The 16,105-nt window shown below is 71.3% G+C and carries 12 protein-coding genes; 7 read left to right on the top strand and 5 right to left on the bottom strand.

The features are described 5' to 3' along the window. The first annotated feature begins 65 nt into the window (after positions 1 to 65). Genes gmd through EAO72_RS12545 form a run of 5 tightly spaced genes read left to right on the top strand, consistent with a single transcriptional unit; the run spans position 66 to position 7,642 of the window. Entirely contained in the window at positions 66 to 1,079 is a 1,014-nt protein-coding gene (gene gmd / locus EAO72_RS12565; RefSeq protein WP_148017375.1) for a GDP-mannose 4,6-dehydratase, read from the top strand. Beyond that, entirely contained in the window at positions 1,076 to 3,865 is a 2,790-nt protein-coding gene (locus tag EAO72_RS12560) for a LamG-like jellyroll fold domain-containing protein (RefSeq protein WP_148017374.1), read from the top strand. The genes gmd and EAO72_RS12560 overlap by 4 nt, the downstream gene beginning before the upstream one ends. Beyond that, positions 3,862 to 6,117 carry a LamG domain-containing protein gene (locus tag EAO72_RS12555; RefSeq protein ID WP_148017373.1) on the top strand — a complete coding sequence of 752 codons (2,256 nt, stop codon included), beginning with the start codon at positions 3,862 to 3,864 and terminating at the stop codon, positions 6,115 to 6,117. Before EAO72_RS12560 ends, EAO72_RS12555 begins: the two co-directional genes overlap by 4 nt. Continuing rightward, the gene (locus EAO72_RS12550; RefSeq protein WP_148017372.1) at positions 6,114 to 6,818 is read left to right on the top strand and encodes a hypothetical protein; all 705 of its coding nucleotides are present in this window, start codon (positions 6,114 to 6,116) and stop codon (positions 6,816 to 6,818) included. The genes EAO72_RS12555 and EAO72_RS12550 overlap by 4 nt, the downstream gene beginning before the upstream one ends. Beyond that, entirely contained in the window at positions 6,815 to 7,642 is an 828-nt protein-coding gene (locus tag EAO72_RS12545) for a glycosyltransferase family 2 protein (protein WP_148017371.1), read from the top strand. The genes EAO72_RS12550 and EAO72_RS12545 overlap by 4 nt, the downstream gene beginning before the upstream one ends. Here EAO72_RS12545 and EAO72_RS12540 read toward each other — a convergent pair. Then, the gene (locus tag EAO72_RS12540) at positions 7,619 to 8,806 is read right to left on the bottom strand and encodes a glycosyltransferase (RefSeq protein WP_148017370.1); all 1,188 of its coding nucleotides are present in this window, start codon (positions 8,804 to 8,806) and stop codon (positions 7,619 to 7,621) included. The two genes, EAO72_RS12545 and EAO72_RS12540, sit on opposite strands and share 24 nt — an antisense overlap. Before the next feature lie 113 nt (positions 8,807 to 8,919). Here EAO72_RS12540 and EAO72_RS12535 point away from each other — a divergent pair, with 113 nt between their 5' ends. Next, entirely contained in the window at positions 8,920 to 10,434 is a 1,515-nt protein-coding gene (locus tag EAO72_RS12535) for a hypothetical protein (protein ID WP_187285024.1), read from the top strand. Here the strand turns inward: EAO72_RS12535 and EAO72_RS12530 are convergent. From EAO72_RS12530 to EAO72_RS12520, 3 genes are read right to left on the bottom strand one after another with little or no spacing between them, the layout of a single operon-like run. Then, complete coding sequence (locus tag EAO72_RS12530; protein WP_148017369.1) at positions 10,403 to 11,650, bottom strand: MATE family efflux transporter; 1,248 nt, start codon at positions 11,648 to 11,650, stop codon at positions 10,403 to 10,405. The two genes, EAO72_RS12535 and EAO72_RS12530, sit on opposite strands and share 32 nt — an antisense overlap. After that, positions 11,647 to 13,398: a lipopolysaccharide biosynthesis protein gene (locus EAO72_RS12525; protein WP_148017368.1), complete on the bottom strand. Its 1,752-nt coding sequence runs from the start codon at positions 13,396 to 13,398 to the stop codon at positions 11,647 to 11,649. The genes EAO72_RS12530 and EAO72_RS12525 overlap by 4 nt, the downstream gene beginning before the upstream one ends. After that, a complete protein-coding gene (locus tag EAO72_RS12520) occupies positions 13,395 to 14,657 on the bottom strand; it encodes a glycosyltransferase (RefSeq protein WP_148017389.1) in 1,263 nt (420 codons plus the stop codon). The genes EAO72_RS12525 and EAO72_RS12520 overlap by 4 nt, the downstream gene beginning before the upstream one ends. 227 nt (positions 14,658 to 14,884) lie before the next feature. Between EAO72_RS12520 and EAO72_RS12515 the strand changes: the two genes are divergently transcribed. Then, positions 14,885 to 15,331: an adenylyltransferase/cytidyltransferase family protein gene (locus EAO72_RS12515; RefSeq protein ID WP_148017367.1), complete on the top strand. Its 447-nt coding sequence runs from the start codon at positions 14,885 to 14,887 to the stop codon at positions 15,329 to 15,331. Here the strand turns inward: EAO72_RS12515 and EAO72_RS12510 are convergent. Next, positions 15,300 to 16,031: a CDP-alcohol phosphatidyltransferase family protein gene (locus EAO72_RS12510; RefSeq protein ID WP_148017366.1), complete on the bottom strand. Its 732-nt coding sequence runs from the start codon at positions 16,029 to 16,031 to the stop codon at positions 15,300 to 15,302. The two genes, EAO72_RS12515 and EAO72_RS12510, sit on opposite strands and share 32 nt — an antisense overlap. Positions 16,032 to 16,105 lie beyond the last annotated feature (74 nt).

The raw sequence follows: 16,105 nt of genomic DNA, 5'->3' as shown, positions 1-16,105 counted from the left end.
TCGCTCAAACTCTGAAATTTCGGTGTTGCCCGTCCGCCTCTCAGGCGGCCGCAGAAGGGGGAACCATGGCGAAGACCGCTCTCATCACCGGCGTGACCGGACAGGACGGTTCGTACCTGTCCGAGCTGCTGCTCCAGAAGGGATACACGGTCCACGGGCTCATCCGCCGCTCGTCGAGTTTCAACACGGAGCGGATCAACCACATCTACCAGGGACCGGAGGAGGAGAACCGCTCGTTCGTCCTGCACCACGCCGATCTCGCCGACGGGGTCGCCCTGGTGAACCTGCTGCGCGACATACGCCCCGACGAGGTCTACAACCTCGGCGCGCAGTCGCACGTCCGGGTCTCCTTCGACGCCCCGCTGTACACGGGTGATGTCACCGGTCTGGGGACGATCCGGCTGCTGGAGGCCGTGCGGGCCAGCGGCATCGACACCCGGGTCTACCAGGCGTCCTCCTCGGAGATGTTCGGCGCCAACCCGCCGCCGCAGAACGAGCAGACCCCCTTCCATCCGCGCAGCCCGTACAGCGTGGCCAAGGTGTACTCCTACTGGGCGACCGTCAACTACCGCGAGGCGTATGGCATGTTCGCGGTCAACGGCATCCTGTTCAACCACGAGTCGCCGCGTCGCGGGGAGACCTTCGTGACCCGGAAGATCACTCGTGGTGTGGCCCGGATCAAGGCGGGACTGCAGACGCGTCTGCATCTCGGCAATCTGGACGCGGTGCGTGACTGGGGTTACGCGCCCGAGTACGTCGACGCGATGTGGCGGATGCTGCAGTGCGACACCCCGGACGACTACGTGGTGGCGACGGGCGAGGGCGTGAGCGTCCGGCAGTTCCTCGAGTACGCCTTCGAGCACGCCGGTCTCGACTGGCGCGAACACGTCCGCTACGACGCGAAGTACGAGCGACCCAGCGAGGTCGACGCGCTGATCGGAGACGCGTCCAAGGCCGCGGAGCTGCTGGGCTGGAAGCCCGCCGTGAAGTCGCGGGAGCTGGCCCGGATCATGGTCGACGCCGATATCCGGCAGCTGGCCGATCAGCTCACCGGAGCAGCCGTGCGGGTGGACCGATGAGAAATCCCGGCCGTCTCAGACGCGGCCGCAGCGGTGTGTTCGCCGCCGTCCTCGCCCTCACGGGCGGGGTCCTGAGCGCTTCCGCGGTGACCGCTCCGCCGGCCGCCGCGCTCACCGATCCGGTCGGCTTCACGGCCGACCACCTCGCCACGTACCAGACGAACGGCATCGTCTGGTCGCTGGCCGAGGCGAACGGGGTCGTCTACGCGGGCGGCACCTTCACCAACGTCCGCCCGGCGGGCTCCCCCGCCGGCAGCAACACCACGTCCGCCGTCAACTTCGCCGCGTTCAACGCCGCCACCGGGGCGCCCACCGGCTGCTCGCTCTCCTTCACCCGCTCCAGTGGCACCGCGACGGTACGGGCGCTCGCGGTCTCCCCCGACAAGTCCACGCTGTACGCGGGCGGCTACTTCAACGCGGTCAACGGGACGGCAGCCAACGGTCTGGTCGCCGTCAACACCGCCACCTGCACCCTGCGTTCGGGGTTCGCGCCGAACTTCGGGGCGACCGTGCGGGCGCTCGACGTGGCCGCCAACGGCACCGTCTACGCGGGCGGCGACTTCCAGAACGTCAACGGGCAGACCCGCCGCTTCTTCGGCGCGGTCACGTCCGGCGGTGCGCTGACGGCCTGGAACCCGGACGCCGATGATCCCGGCCGGGCCCTGGAAGTCACTCCGGACGGGCAGAGCGTGCTGATCGGCGGGGACTTCTTCACGGTGGGCGGCACGAACTCGCACGCGCTCGCGGTGACCGCGGCCGGCACCGGGGCGCTGACCCGCGCCTACCCGGACAACTTCATCCCGTCGTCCGCCGTGATCAAGGACATCGTCACGGACTCCGCGTCCGGAGGCTGGTACGTGGGCGGCGAGGGGGCCGGAGGCGCCTCGTTCGACGGCCGGCTCGCGATGGATCTGACCACGTTCGACCAGCGCTGGCGGGACACCTGCCAGGGCGCCACGCAGGCGCTGCGGGTCTACCGGGGGGTGCTGTACGCGGGCAGCCACGTCCACGACTGCTCCACCATGGGCGGCTTCCCCAACCAGGTCCGCAAACACCTGACCGCACAGGCCGTCGACGATCCGGCGATGCTCGGCTGGCTGCCGGACACCAACGACGGCATCGGGGAGCCGGTGGGCCCGCGCGCGCTGACCGTCTCGTCCCGCGACGGCCACGACTTCCTGTGGGTGGGCGGCGAGTTCACCACGGTCAACGGGGTCGCCCAACAGGCCCTGACCCGGTTCGCCGACTCCCCGGACACCGGGGCGCCGTCCGCACCGGTGGTCAGTGTCTCCGCGCCGCGGGCGGGCGAAGTGCGTGTGAGCTGGCGTTCGAGCCTGGACCTGGACGACAGCCGGCTCACCTACCGGGTGTACCGCGACGGCGGCCAGACGCCGGTCCACACCACGACGGGTTCCTCGCTCTTCTTCAGCCGGCCGCAGCTGACCTTCACCGACACGAACGTGGTGGCGGGCCGCAGTTACTCCTACCGGATCACCGCGAGCGACGGCACCAACACCAGCGCGCTCTCCGCGGGCGCCTCGGTCACCGCGTCCGGTTCGGCCAGTCCGTACGCCGAGCGTGTGCTCGCCGACGGGGCGGATCTGTACTGGCGTTACGACGAGGCGGGCGGGGCCTTCGCGTCGGACGCCTCGGACAACGGCGACGGCGGGGTGTACGCGAACACCCCGTCGTACCGTTCGACGCCGCCCGCCGTGACCGGCTCCACGGCGCTCGCCCTCAACGGCACCGACGAGTACGTATACAGCGACCGGCTGCATCACTACACCTCACCCACCCCGTACTCCATCGAGACGTGGTTCCGTACGAGCACGACCCGCGGCGGGCGCCTCGTCGGCTACGGCAGCAACATCGGCACCGCGCAGGGGCACACCAGCGGGATCTCCGACAAGATCCTCTACCTCACCGACAACGGGCGCCTGGCCTTCGGCGTCCAGGTCGGCAGCTCCGGCAGCCGCCCGACGATCACCTCCGCCGCCTCGTACAACGACAACGTCTGGCACCACGTGGTCGCCACCCAGGGCCCGTCCGGCATGCGGCTCTACGTGGACGGGGCGCAGGCCGGCACCAACGCCACCACCGGCAACCGCTCCTACAACGGGTACTGGCGGGTCGGCGGGGACGCCATGGCCACGGCCTGGCCCAACCGTCCGACCAGCACCTATTTCGCGGGCCAGGTCGACGAGACGGCCATCTACCCCTCCGCGCTGACCGCCTCCCAGGTGGCCGCGCACCACGATCTGGCGGACACCCCGCCGGGCCCGGGTGAGACCACGCTCACGCTGACGCCGGCGGAGGACGCGTACGTCAACGGGGTGGCCGCGAACACCTCGTACAACGACAACCAGCTCGCCTCCCGGGGCACGACGCCGTACCTCGGCTACCTCCGGTTCGACCTGCCCGCCGCCCCGGCCGGGCAGCGGCTCACGAGCGCCCGGCTCACCTTCCGTACCTCGTCGGACGCCACGGCGGGTTCGGCCGAACCCCACACACTCGTGCCGGTCACCGGCGCGTGGACCGAGTCGGCGGTCACCTACAGCACCCGCCCGTCGCTCGCCACGACGGTGCTGGGGACGATCTCCGGCGCAACCGCCGTCTCCACCGACTACTCGGTGGAGCTGACCGCGCCGGTACTGGGCGGGGCCCTGGGCTCCGCCTACTCACTCGCTCTGACCAGCGGCGGGACGGACAGTCTCCGCATCTGGTCGAGCGAGGTCGCAACCGCGGCCTACAGGCCGCAGCTCGTTCTCACCTTCGGAGCTGAATGATGAACGAAAGTACGGGGCGCAGACGCGGCACCCACGGCCGCGCGCGTGCCGCGGCCGCCGCGCTCTGCCTGCTCGCCGGCGCCCTGAGCGCCGCTGCCGGGGGCTCCCCGGCAGCGGCCCTCACCCCACCGGTCTCGCTCACCGCGGACGACCTGACCACCTGGCAGACCAACGGCATCGTCTGGTCGATGGCCGCCTCCGCCGACGGGGTGGTCTACGCGGGCGGCACCTTCTCCACCGTACGGCCGCCGGACGCCCCGGCCGGTACCTCCGAGCAGCCGGCGGTGAACTTCGCCGCGTTCGACGCCGCGAGCGGGGCGCCGACCGGCTGCAGCCTGTCGTTCACCCTCTCCTCGGGAACGGCGACCGTGCGGTCCCTGGTCCTGTCCCCGGACGGTGACACCTTGTACGCGGGCGGCCAGTTCGGCGCGGTCAACGGGGTCGGGGTCAGCAATATCGCGGCCGTCGACACGGCCACGTGCACCCCGCGGGAGAACTTCAAGGTCGCCGTGTCCGCGACCGTACGGGCGCTCGCCGTCACCGATGACACCGTCTATCTCGGCGGTGACTTCAACAGCGTCGCGGGGCAGACCCGCAACAAGTTCGCGGCCGTGACCACCGGCGCCCAGCTCAAGCCGTTCACCGCGAACACGGACGAGGTGGGCCGGGCCGTGGAGGTCACGCCCGACGGGCAGCACGTGGTGATCGGCGGCGACTTCTTCACCGTCAACGGGACGAACTCGCACGCGCTGGCCGTGGTCGACGCGACGACGGGCGCCCTGGACAGGAGCTATCCGGGATTCATTCCGAACACCTCGACGGTGCAGGACCTGACGTCGGACGCCACCCAGTTCTACACCGCCAACGAAGGCACCGGCGGCGGTGTCTTCGACGGCCGGATCGCCCTCGACCTGGCCACGTTCTCCCAGGTCTGGCGCGACACCTGCCTGGGTGCCACCCAGGCCCTGCTGGTGCACGACGGGGTGCTGTACAGCGGCAGCCACGCCCATGACTGCGCGTCCATGGGCGAGTTCCCCGACCAGCCGCGCAAGCACCTGCTGGCGCAGTCCGTGGACGACCCGAAGCTGCTGCCGTGGTTCCCGGACACCAATGACGGGATCGGCGAGCCCGTCGGTCCCCGGGTGATGGCGCAGACGGACAAGGGCGGCCGTCACTACCTGTGGGTGGGCGGCGAGTTCACCACGGTCAACGGCTCGGCGCAGCAGGGGCTGACCCGGTTCGCCGACGGCCCCGACACGGGGGCGCCGTGGGTGCCCAACGCCAGTGTCTCCACGGTCCGTCCGGGCGAGGTGGACGTGAACTGGCAGACCAGCTTCGACACCGACGACGGGGAGCTGACCTACCGGATCTACAAGGACGGCGCGAGCACCCCCGTGCACACCACCACGGGCTTCTCCGTGTTCTGGAACCGTCCTCAACTCACGTGGACGGACCGGGACGTGGCACCGGGTGAGACGCACACCTACCGGATCAGCGCGAGCGACGGAACGAACACCAGCGCCAAGTCACCCGCGGTGACGGCGGAGGTGGCGTCCGCCGCGGAGGCGTATCCCGCCCGGGTGACCGCCGACGCGGCTACGCTGTACTGGCGCTACGACGAGGCCACCTCGACGTTCGCCGCCGACTCCTCGGGCAACCTGAACAACGGCTTCCTGCGGAACGCGCCCTCCTACCGACAGACTCCGGCGGCGGTCTCCGGTCCGTCGACCGCCATCGGCTTCAACGGCACGGACGAGTACGCCTACGGCAACAGGCCGAGCGCCTCGCCGTCCACGTTCTCGGTGGAGACGTGGATCAGGACGACGACCACCCGGGGTGGAAACATCCTCGGGTTCGGCAATCTGACCATGGAGAACAGCGGCCAGCACGACAAGAGCGTCTACCTGCGCAATGACGGACGTCTGGCGTTCGGGGTCTACAGCGGCGGCTACCGGGCGGTGGCCACGTCCGCCGCGTACAACGACGGGGCCTGGCACCATGTGGTGGCCACCCAGGGCTCCGGGGGCGTGGCGCTGTACGTCGACGGACAGCTCCGCGCCAGCAGTCCGCTGTACACGGGCAACAGGAACTACCCGGGCTACTGGCGGGTCGGCGGGGACAACCTGTCCGGCTGGCCGAACCGCCCGACGAGCAACTTCTTCGCCGGGCAGATCGACGAGACGGCGGTCTATCCGACCGTACTGACCGGCTCGAAGGTCGCCGCCCACTACGCACTGAGGACGGGTGGATGAGGTATCCGTTCCTGGCCGGCGCCGTCGTCGTCATGATGACGGCGGTGCTGGCCGCCTGCGGTTCGTCCTCCGGCGAAGGAGACGGGGAGAACACGGCCGGAGCCGGCCCCGCGGCCTCGTCGGGGGCGGCCTCGCCGGGGCCGGAGGCCGGATCCGGGAGCCCTTCCGCCGCGGATCCGCAGGCCACCGCGACCAGCGAGCCACCGAAGATCCCCCGCAATGAACTCACCCCGGCCACCGGCACGTTCACCAAGAAGCAGAAGGAGTACCTCGTCGACCGCGTGCCCGAGGGCATGGACCCCGCGGCCGTGCTCCAGACCGGCCAGGAGACCTGCGACCGGCTGACGTATCTCGTCAAGGTGGACCGGGACACGGCCGTAGGCGCCATCGTCACCGGTGAGATCGCCGACGCGAAGCCCGCCGTCGAGCACCTGTGCGTCCAGCACAAGGAGCTGGTGGAGCGGGCCTCCGGGGGGTACGCCGACGGCACGCACGAGGGCAAGGCGCTCCGAGCGGGGCGCTTCCGCGACGTCTCCCCCACCATGACCTGCAGTTGGCAGGTCACCGGGGCGAATGGCAGAAACCTCGTGTCGGGGTCCTCGGACGACGGCAGGCGGACCGTGATCACGATCCCGGAGGCGGCCCGCGCCTTCACCTCCACAGGCTGCTACGCCTGGCTGCCCGAAGGAGACAACGGATGAACCGACTGCCGATAGCCGTGGCGATCCCCACGAAGAACGAGGGCCTCAACATCGCCGAGGCGGTGAAGTCGGTCCTCGGCCACTTCGAGGCGGTCGTCGTCGTCGACTCGCACAGCACCGACGACACGGCGAAGATCGCCGCGGAGTGCGGGGCCGAGGTCGTGATGTACACCTGGGACGGCGGCCACCCCCGGAAGAAGCAGTGGTGTCTGGACCATGTCCGCACGGACCTGGACTGGATCCTGCTGCTCGACGGCGACGAACGGCTGAGCCCGGGGCTGCTGGCCGAGCTGCGTCAGATCTTCGCCGATCCGGACGCGCCCCGGCCGGCCGCGTACGACATCCCGCTCGGGTACTGGTTCTCGGGGAAGCGGCTGCGGCACGGGTACACCATCCGCAAGCGCTCGCTGACCGATCGCACCCGCAGCCGCTACCCGGAGGTGGGCGATCTCGACGCGCCGGGCATCGGCGAGGTGGAGGGGCACTACCAGCCGGTCGCGGACAGCGCGGAATCCCTCCGCAACCCGATCGAGCACCAGGACCTCGATCCGGTGACCGCCTGGTTCGAGCGGCACAACAGGTACTCGGACTGGGAGGCGTGGCTGGAGCACCACCCCGACGTCAAGGAGCAGGTGCGCCGGGTCAAGTCGCGACAGGGGCAGCTGTTCCACAAGGCGCCGTTCAAACCGCTGGTGTCCTTCGCGTACATGTACGTGTACCGGCGGGGCTTCCTGGACGGGCGGGCCGGGCTCGACTTCGCCCTGGCGATGAGCTTCTACCGGTGGCAGATCGCGCTCAAGTCACGGGAGAAGCCGTCTCCTTGACTTATCGGCGCTCCGGCGGGCCACCACGTCCTCATAGGTCCGCCGGAGCGTCCGGGTCACGACGTCGATGGTGAAGTGCTCGTTGACCAACTCCCAGGCGGCCTTTCCCGCTGCGGCGTTGGCCTCGGGCTCCAGCAGCTCCAGGACCGCGCGCGCGACCTTCTGCGCGTTGGCCCCGTCCTCACCCACCCGGCTGTCGATCACCCGGCCGGCTCCGGCCCGGGCCACGTCCGGGCCGAGGCCGCAGGTGCGGGTGACGACCACCGGGGTGCCGACGGACATCGCTTCGAGGACCGAGACGCCGAGGGGTTCCTCGATCGAGGGCAGGACGTACACATCGGCCTGCCGCCCGGCGGCCAGTACCTCCTCGTGGCCCAGCGGTCCGACATGGTCGAGCGAGTCCAGCACGCCCAGGCGGCCGGCCAGTCGCAGGGTGCCAGGGAGTGCCCCGGTGTCCGGCCCTGCCAGGACGAACCGCGCGTCCGGGTGTTTCGCCAGGACCGCGGGCATCGCGGCCACGAAGTCCTCCGGGCGCTTGCGCTCCTGGATCCGGGCGAGGAACAGCACGGTCGGCGGGCGGGCCGGATCACGGGCGGGCTTGAACTCCTGCGGGCGCACGCCGTTGACCAGGCGCACGGTCCTGGTGAGCGCGACGGGGGCGGCGACGGCGTTCACATCGGCCCGTTCGACTTCGGTCAGGTGGAGCACCGCGTCCGCGCCGCGCAGGACCCTCCGTACGCCCAGCAGGTCCGTCAACTGCGCGACCCGCTTCTCGGTGGGGTCCACCATGCCGTGCGTCTGCACGACGAGCGGGGTCCGGGTGGCCAGTGCGAGCAGCGCGGCGGGCAGCGTCACCAGGTCGCGCATCAGATGGACGTGTACGAGGTCGGCGCCGCGCATCATGCGGGACGCGGCCCGCAGGAGGGCTCCCGAGGTGATGCCGCTGACCTCGAACGCCGGCAGCAGGTGGCGGGCCTGGAAGAGATGGACGGGCACGCCCTCCACCTCGGCGGGCAGCGGGCCGTCGAAGCCATCGCCCAGGGCCATGATCCGGGCGTCGTCACCCCCTGCCCGCTGGACCTTCGACAGGTTCAGGGCCACCCGGGTCGGACCGCCGAAGGCATGGTCCGGGGTGTGCAGTGTGACGATGTGCAGGATCTTCACCAGGGTTCCCCTCGACCTCGGCCGGCTGTTCACAGACTAGTCATCACATCACCTCAAGTGGGTTGATTCGCTAAGGTGTTCACAGGCGCGCAGGCTCACGGAACGGGGAATCGATGACGTCCGTGCACCAGGCACCGCCGTCCGCGCCCGTCCGGGGGGACGGCCCGCGCCATCCGGTCGAGCCGCCCGCCAGGCCGATGTCCTGGGCGATGCTCTCGCGGGCGATGGCCGTGCCGCTCATCCTGGGGCTGGTCTGCTTCCTGCCGGCCCTGATCGCCGCCCAGCCCGGGACCGGGTCCCGGGACACGGCGTACTGGTTGCAACTCGTGCTGACGTGTTACGCGGGGGCCCGGCTCTCGACCATGATCCTCTCCACCCGGCGGCGACTGCTGCAGGGCGTCTTCTGGATGTTCGTGTACATCGCGATGGGGGTGGCGCCGTTCGCCCAGGCGGTCATCGGTCAGACGCCGACGCCGGTGGTCGGGCCGCGCTCCGATCTGGTCACGGCGATCGCCCTGATCCTGGTGGGGTGCGCCGCCTTCGACCTGGGGGCGCTGCTGGCGTCCCGGCGCCCGCTGCGCCGGCGCGCCACGGCCCGCGGGGGCGGCGGCCCGGCCACAGCCCATCCGGTCAGGCTGCGGCTGCTGGTGCTGTTCGCCTTCGCGGCGAGCGGCTACTACGTGCTGAAGCTCGGCGGGCCCGGCGTGTTCTTCTCCAGCAGGCAGGAGATCAGTGCCTCGGTGGCGGAGAGCGGCGTCGCGTCCGGCGAGTCCAATGTGGGCTCGGCGTTCCTGAAGGGCTTCGGCACGGTTCCGGCCCTGCTGGCGCTGCTGTTCTACACCCGCCGGCTGGTGACCTCGCGCCGGGCCCGGCGCGCACCGTCCACCGTCCTCGTGTGGATCGCGCTGGCCGGGGTGAACCTGGTCGTGAACAACCCGATATCCAACGCCCGTTACTGGTTCCTCACGGTGCTGGTCTCGCTGCTGTTCACGGCGTTCCCGAGCAGCGCGGCGATGTACCGGTCGGTGCTGGCCATGGGGGTGGTCGGCGCCCTGGTGCTGTTCCCGTACGCGGACAGGTTCCGCTACGACGACTCCGGGTACCGGCCTGTCCAGTCGTCGTCGGTGTTCGAGCCGCTGGCCACCAAGGACTACGACCAGACGGTGATGTTCGCCAACACCATCTCGTGGGTCGACACGCGCGGCCACACGTACGGCCGCCAACTCGCCGGCTCCGCCTTCTTCTTCGTTCCTCGGGCGGTGTGGAGCGGGAAGCCCGAGGACACCGGGGTGCGCGTCGGGCAGTGGATGGGGATGAACATGACCAACCTCTCCGCGCCGCTGTGGACCGAGCTGTGGGTGGACTTCGGGGCTCCAGGACTGATCGGCGGGTTCGCCCTGATCGGCTACGCGACGGCACGTACCGACCGGCGCTATGCGCGGGCGGTGTCGCGGGACGGGCCGGGGCCCGGCAGTGTGCTGGCCATCACGGCGCCGCTGATCGCGGGGTACACCTTCATCCTGCTGCGCGGCCCCCTGCTTCAGGCCGTCGGGAAGCTGGCCATCGCGGCACTGTGCCTGGCACTGATCACGAGTTTCACGGGCCGGAGCCGACGGCGGTCGCCGTGACCGGGACGGGCCCGTGCTCACCCCGCCGGACGAGCCGGGCCACCCGCGTCCAGGTGGCGACCGCCTTGCAGACGGATCCGAGGCACAGGCCCCACGCGGCACCCATCACTCCGCCGGTCAGATAGCCGCCGGCGAGGAAGCCGACGGCGGCGAGGGAGAAGACCACCTGGATGGAGAGCGTGGTGCGCGGGTCGAGCAGCCTGAGCGCCAGCAGTCCGCAGGTGCCGACGGCCATCGCCGCGTACTGGCTTCCGGTCGCCGGGAGCAGCGCCGCCGCCGTCGGCCAGGTGTCGCCGAGCAGATGACGGCCGGCCGATCCGGGGAGCAGGGCCAGAACGGTGGCCCAGCCGGCGGCGGTGAGCGCCAGGAGCACGGCCAGGAGCACGGTGGCCCGCACCCTGAGCCGGTCGGTGGCGAGCCGCCCGAGGAGCGGGGGGCCGAAGCCGGTGGCCGAGGTGTACAGCACGTTCAGCGGGCCGAAGAGCGTGGTGGCGCCGCGCAGGGCGCCGACGACAAGGGGGCTGCCGACGGCGCCGAGCCCGAGCACGGAGAGCTGGCTGGTCGCGTTGCCCACGCCGAACTCGACGACGAACCGGCGGCCCAGGTGCCCCTTCCCCAGCAGCGGCCGAAGCCGCACCGGGGTGCCGGCCGTCCTGCGGTGCAGGATGGCTGCGGACAGCAGGAGCGCGGGCAGGGCGGAGAGGCCCCAGACGATGACCAGCCGGGCCGCCGGGGCACCGTGCGGCTGTACGGCCAGCGCGCCGAGGACGCAGACGAGCCGGAGTGTGTCGGAGGCCAGCGCCAGGTGCTGTGCCTGCAGTGTGGCGAAGGCGTAGCGGGCCGTGTCCTGCCCGAGGACGACCGGCAGCACGAGTCCGAGCATCGCCGCGGCGCGTGCCGTCTCCCCCGGCAGCAGTGCGCAGACCGCGGCGAGCAGGCCTCCGATGACGGCCGAGACGAGCAGGGTGAAGCCGACCGCCGACCGGCACGCACCACGCGTTTTGTCGCTCGCCGCTCCCCGGCGCAGCACCAGGGGCTGTCCGGTGTAGGCGCCGGACACCCCCAGCAGCACGGAGAAGACAAGGTAGACGGCGGAGAAGCGTGCGAAGTCGGCGACGCTGGAGAGCCGGGCGGCCACCACCAGGACCAGGATGTTGGTGAGCGCCGCCACCCCCTGGTCCGCGACCGAGCAGACGACGGCGGTGCGTGCCCTCATCTGTGTCCCGCGGTGCTGCTGTGGTCGCCGCCGCCGCGTCCTGTGCCGCCGTCCAGTGTGCGCAGGCCGAGGGTCTCGGTGGGGTCGCCGGTGCGGGCCACGTCGCGTGCCCGGTCGGGCCCGTCCGGCTCCGCGTCGTCGTGGGCGTCGCGGCCGTCCGGGGGTGCCGGCCGGCCGCGGCCCCGTTTGGCCGCCTTCCGGCGGGCCCGGCGCTCCAGGCGTCCGTATCCGGGGTGGAGCAGGGTGCCGAGGACCGAGCCGCCCGCGGCGGCGATGATCTCGCGGATGCGCTCCAGGTCGCTGCGGTGCACCTCGCGCGGGTCGCAGACCACCACGACGCCCTCGACGCGGTCGATGAGGGCGACGGCGTCGGCGTACGAGAGCACGGGCGGGGCGAGCACGATGACGACCGCTCCCGGCCGGCCGCCCTCGGCGAGGATGCGGCTGACGGGGGCGGAGGTCAGGGCGCGCGGCACGTTGTCCGTGCGACGGCCGGCGATGAGCGTGAAGGCCCCCGATCCGGGCACGTCCACGTTGGTGCGGCTGKCCGASGGMCAGCCGCGCCCGTCGCGTTCGGTGGCCCAGCTGGGCCGGCCCGCGCGTCCCACCGCGCCGAGCGCCCCGGCCAGGGACGGGGCCCTCAGATCGGCCTCGACGAGCAGGACGTCGCGCCCCATCTCGGCGAAGGCGGCCGCGAGGTTGGCCGCGGCGGCCGTCGCCATGTCGTTGTCGCCGCGAGGAGCCGTGACGAGGATCCGGCGGCGCTCGGTGAACGAGGGGTCGTAGGCGAGCCGGAAGGCCACCGCCCGGTACTCCTCGGCGAGTCTGCTGCCGCCGCGTCCGATGGCGAGCAACGTTCCGGCCGCGGCACGTTCCCTGGGCAGTGTGCCGAGCAGCGGGGCGCCGAGCGAGCGGACGAGTTCCCTGGTGGAGCGCACGGCGGGGTCGAAGACGAGCCGTACCCAGGACAGCAGCAGGCCGAGCGCGAGTCCGACGACGCCGCCGAGTCCCAGAAGCAGCGGCAGCCCGGCGCCGCTGGGGTTCTCGGGCGCGACCGGCTTCTTGTTGAGATAGCCGGGCGTGGTGTCCAGGGCCCGCAGCTCCGAGATCTTCTGGCTCAGTTCGGAGATGGAGACGATGAGGTTGGCCCGGGCGCTGGTGACGTCGTTGCCCACCGTGCCGGTCTCCTGCTCGGCCAGCCGGTCCCGCTGTTCGGTGAGTGGCTTCAGCTGGGCGCGATAGCCGTCGACCATGTTGTCGATGCTGTTCTCGGTGCGTTCCCGGCGTATCTCCAGGTAGGCCTCGGCGAGTGCCTGGGCGCGGGCCCTCGCCTCTTCGGGGGTGCGGCCGGTGTAGGAGAACCTGAGGACCAAGGTGTTGGGCGGATTGGTGACCTGGAGCCCGGAGAGCAGCGCCCCCACGTCCACGGTGTCGCCGGACTTGGTCAGCGAGCCGACGGCGACGGTGCCGACCGCGTCGCTGACCGCGGTCTGGCGCTCGGATCCGATGTTGATGCCCTTGTCGGCCGAGGCACCGGCGGCGAAGGGGTCGGACGTGGCGGAGCGTACGGACACCTCACCGGTGGAGGTGTAGGTGTCCTCGCCGCCCAGGGCCAGCCAGCCGGCGCCGAGCAGTCCGACGACGACACCGCACGCGAGCAGGGCGCGGTAGCGCAGGAGCTGGCGGAACTGGTCCCGCAGCAGCGCGGGTTCGTCCTGGTCCTCCAGGGCGCGGATCGGGTGGGTCATCGGCGGTCTCTCCCTTCGGCGTCCTGAAGGACCTCGGTGATCAGTGCGTCGAAGCGGGCGAGGCCGGCTTCCCGGCCGAGATGACGGGTCACGTACCGCGGTCCGTTGGAGCCGAGTTCGTCGGCGGCGGAGGGTTCCTCGACGAGTTTGCGGACCGCCGCGAGCACCGCGGCCGGGTCCTCCGGCGCCACGAGGAGCCCGGCGCCCGAGCGCTGCACCTCCTGGGCCGTGCCGCCCCCGTCGGCCACGGAGGCGATGACGGGGCGGCCCGAGACGAAGTACGAGGTGAGCTTGGAGGGCACGCTCATGTCGAGGACGGACGCGCGCTGGGTCACGGCGAGGACGTCGGCGGCGGCCAGGACGTCGGGGAACTCGTCCGCGCCGGCGGGCGGCAGGAAGTCGAGGTTGGGCAGACCGGACGCACGGGCCAGCAGGGCGTCGCGCTGATTGCCGTCCCCCATCAGGACGATGCGTATCTCCGGGGCGAGCCGCGCCGCGTCGACGAGGACCTCCAGTCCCTGTTTCAGCCCCATGTTGCCGGAGTGCAGGACCACGGGTGTGCCCTCGCGCCACCCCAGGCGAGCCCTGGTCGTGGCGCGGTCCGCCGAAGGCGGCTGTACGTGGGTCCAGTTGGGAACCAGCCGGATGCGTTCCGGGTCCACCCCGTAGGCGGTGACCCGGGGGACGAAGCTCTCGTGGATGACGCCGACCAGCGTGGCGGCCCCGAGTGCGTACCGCTCGGCGCGTGAGGCCAGCGCGGCTGCCCTGCCCCCGCCCCGGATGCCGCTCTGCGCGGCGGCGGCACCCATCAGGTCCTGCACCACGGGTATGTAGGGAATGCCGTGGCGGCGGGCGAGCCGGGCGCCGATGACACCGCCGGCCAGGCTCGGCAGCTGGGCGATCACCGCGTCGGGCCGCACCGCGGGCGGGGCGGCGAGGCCGTGCGCGAGCACGGTCGCCTCGAAAGCGGCTCTGCGCAGGGCGCTCTGACGGGGCGGCACATAGTGTCTTCGCCGGTGGACGGTGACACCCGCGCGCTGCTCCTCGGTCCGCCACACGCCCCGGTAGGCCGCCTCCGTCCGCCAGGACGGGTAGTGCGGCATGCCGGTCAGCACATGGGTGTCGGCCCCGGAACGGGCCCAGTGCTCGGCGAGCTGGGCGGCGTACGGGCCTATGCCGGTGAGTTCGGGCGCGTAGTTCGTGGAGACCACCAGCAGGCGGCGGCCGTCGAGCGGCGTGCGGTGCTCTTCTTCTGGCATCTCTTCTGGCATCGGACGATCGCCTTCCCCCCGGAGCCACCTGTGTTCCCCCCAAGGAACAGCCCCAAAAGTGAGCTTATCCGTTCACGAGATGCGCAAGTGGTCTTCACAGTAAGGTCGTTGCACCATCAACACCGATACCGATATCCCACCGGACCGGATGCCATGTCCGGACACCAGCCGATGGGGCTCGGACATCACGTTCACACCGTGGGGGGAGAGAACGGATGGTGCACAGGGTCGGCTACGCGCCGGGGGTCTACGACCTGTTCCACATAGGTCACCTCAACATCCTGCGGCATGCCCGCAGTCAGTGCGACTACCTGGTGGCGGGGGTCGTCTCGGACGAGATGGCCGCACTCGCCAAGGGACACAAGCCGGTCATACCGCTGCCGGAACGGCTGGAGATCGTCCGGAGCGTGCGGTACGTGGACGCCGCCTTCGTCGAGACCGTCCCGGACAAGGTCGAGACCTGGCAACAGGTCAGGTTCGACGTCATCTTCAAGGGGGACGACTGGCGCGACACGGAGAAGGGCAAACGGCTGGAACGCGACTTCGCCGAGGTCGGTGTGGAGGTCGTCTACTTCCCGTACACCGTGCACACGTCCAGCACCCAGCTGCGCCGGGCGCTGGACACGCTGGTCAGTCCGCCCGGAGCGCTCTCAGCTCCCTGAACCACTTGCCGAGGAACGCCACCAGGAACAGCGCGTGCACGGCGGCGAGTACGGCGTATCCGGTCCGGAACGCCGTCTCGTCGCCGAGCAGCAGGAACACCAGGCAGAACACGCCGTAGTCGGCCGGCAGCAGCACCACGGCCCGCAGCCGGGAGACGGGTCCGGCCGGCGCGCCACCGGAGGGTGCGGACCGGGCGGCGGCCTTGCCCAGCTGCTCGCGCAGCAGCCCGGCGCAGAACGTGAGCACCGCGACGAACAGGAAGCCGAGCGGCAGCAGCAGCCAGGCGTCGGAGCCGAGACCGAAGAAGCGGCGGAACGCGATCAGTACGGCGGTGTGGACGAGGATCATCTTCGCGCAGTCGACGACGTGGTCGAGCCATTCGCCGTCGGGGCCGCCGCGGCCGGTCAGCCGGGCGAGCTGGCCGTCCGCCGAGTCCAGGGCGAACCCCACGGCGAGCCCCAGGTAGACCAGGACCGCCAGCCCCCAGGTGGGGCGCGCCAGGGCCACCGCCGCAACGGCGGCGAAGGTGAACGCGGCACTCACCAGCGTGACCTGATTGGGAGTCATACCGAGTCGGTACGCAGCGGCGGCGAAGACCCGCCCGGCCGGCCGGTTCACGTACCGGGAATAGAGCGACACCCCCTTGGCCGACTTCTGCGCCCCGCGCAGTTCACGCAGCACCGTGCCCGTGCTTTCCATACGCCCCCCAGCGTGTCGCCGTTCCCCACAGCTCCGGCGGCGATGCGGACCTCGCCGCCGGAGCCGCATCATGG

Origin of the sequence: Streptomyces sp. OR43 (assembly GCF_008042275.1) — a bacterium.
Taxonomy (GTDB): domain Bacteria; phylum Actinomycetota; class Actinomycetes; order Streptomycetales; family Streptomycetaceae; genus Streptomyces.
Note: the sequence above shows the minus strand (reverse complement) of the source record. Positions and strands in the feature narration are given on the sequence as shown.

What these genes read in the sequence shown, in the direction of transcription:
- EAO72_RS12520 (WP_148017389.1), bottom strand. Translation starts at nt 14,657, where the DNA reads ATGCCAGAAGAAGAGCACCGCACGCCGCTCGACGGCCGCCGCCTGCTG.
- EAO72_RS12555 (WP_148017373.1), top strand. Translation starts at nt 3,862, where the DNA reads ATGATGAACGAAAGTACGGGGCGCAGACGCGGCACCCACGGCCGCGCG.
- EAO72_RS12545 (WP_148017371.1), top strand. Translation starts at nt 6,815, where the DNA reads ATGAACCGACTGCCGATAGCCGTGGCGATCCCCACGAAGAACGAGGGC.
- EAO72_RS12550 (WP_148017372.1), top strand. Translation starts at nt 6,114, where the DNA reads ATGAGGTATCCGTTCCTGGCCGGCGCCGTCGTCGTCATGATGACGGCG.
- EAO72_RS12530 (WP_148017369.1), bottom strand. Translation starts at nt 11,650, where the DNA reads ATGAGGGCACGCACCGCCGTCGTCTGCTCGGTCGCGGACCAGGGGGTG.
- EAO72_RS12535 (WP_187285024.1), top strand. Translation starts at nt 8,920, where the DNA reads ATGACGTCCGTGCACCAGGCACCGCCGTCCGCGCCCGTCCGGGGGGAC.
- EAO72_RS12560 (WP_148017374.1), top strand. Translation starts at nt 1,076, where the DNA reads ATGAGAAATCCCGGCCGTCTCAGACGCGGCCGCAGCGGTGTGTTCGCC.
- gmd (WP_148017375.1), top strand. Translation starts at nt 66, where the DNA reads ATGGCGAAGACCGCTCTCATCACCGGCGTGACCGGACAGGACGGTTCG.
- EAO72_RS12510 (WP_148017366.1), bottom strand. Translation starts at nt 16,031, where the DNA reads ATGGAAAGCACGGGCACGGTGCTGCGTGAACTGCGCGGGGCGCAGAAG.
- EAO72_RS12515 (WP_148017367.1), top strand. Translation starts at nt 14,885, where the DNA reads ATGGTGCACAGGGTCGGCTACGCGCCGGGGGTCTACGACCTGTTCCAC.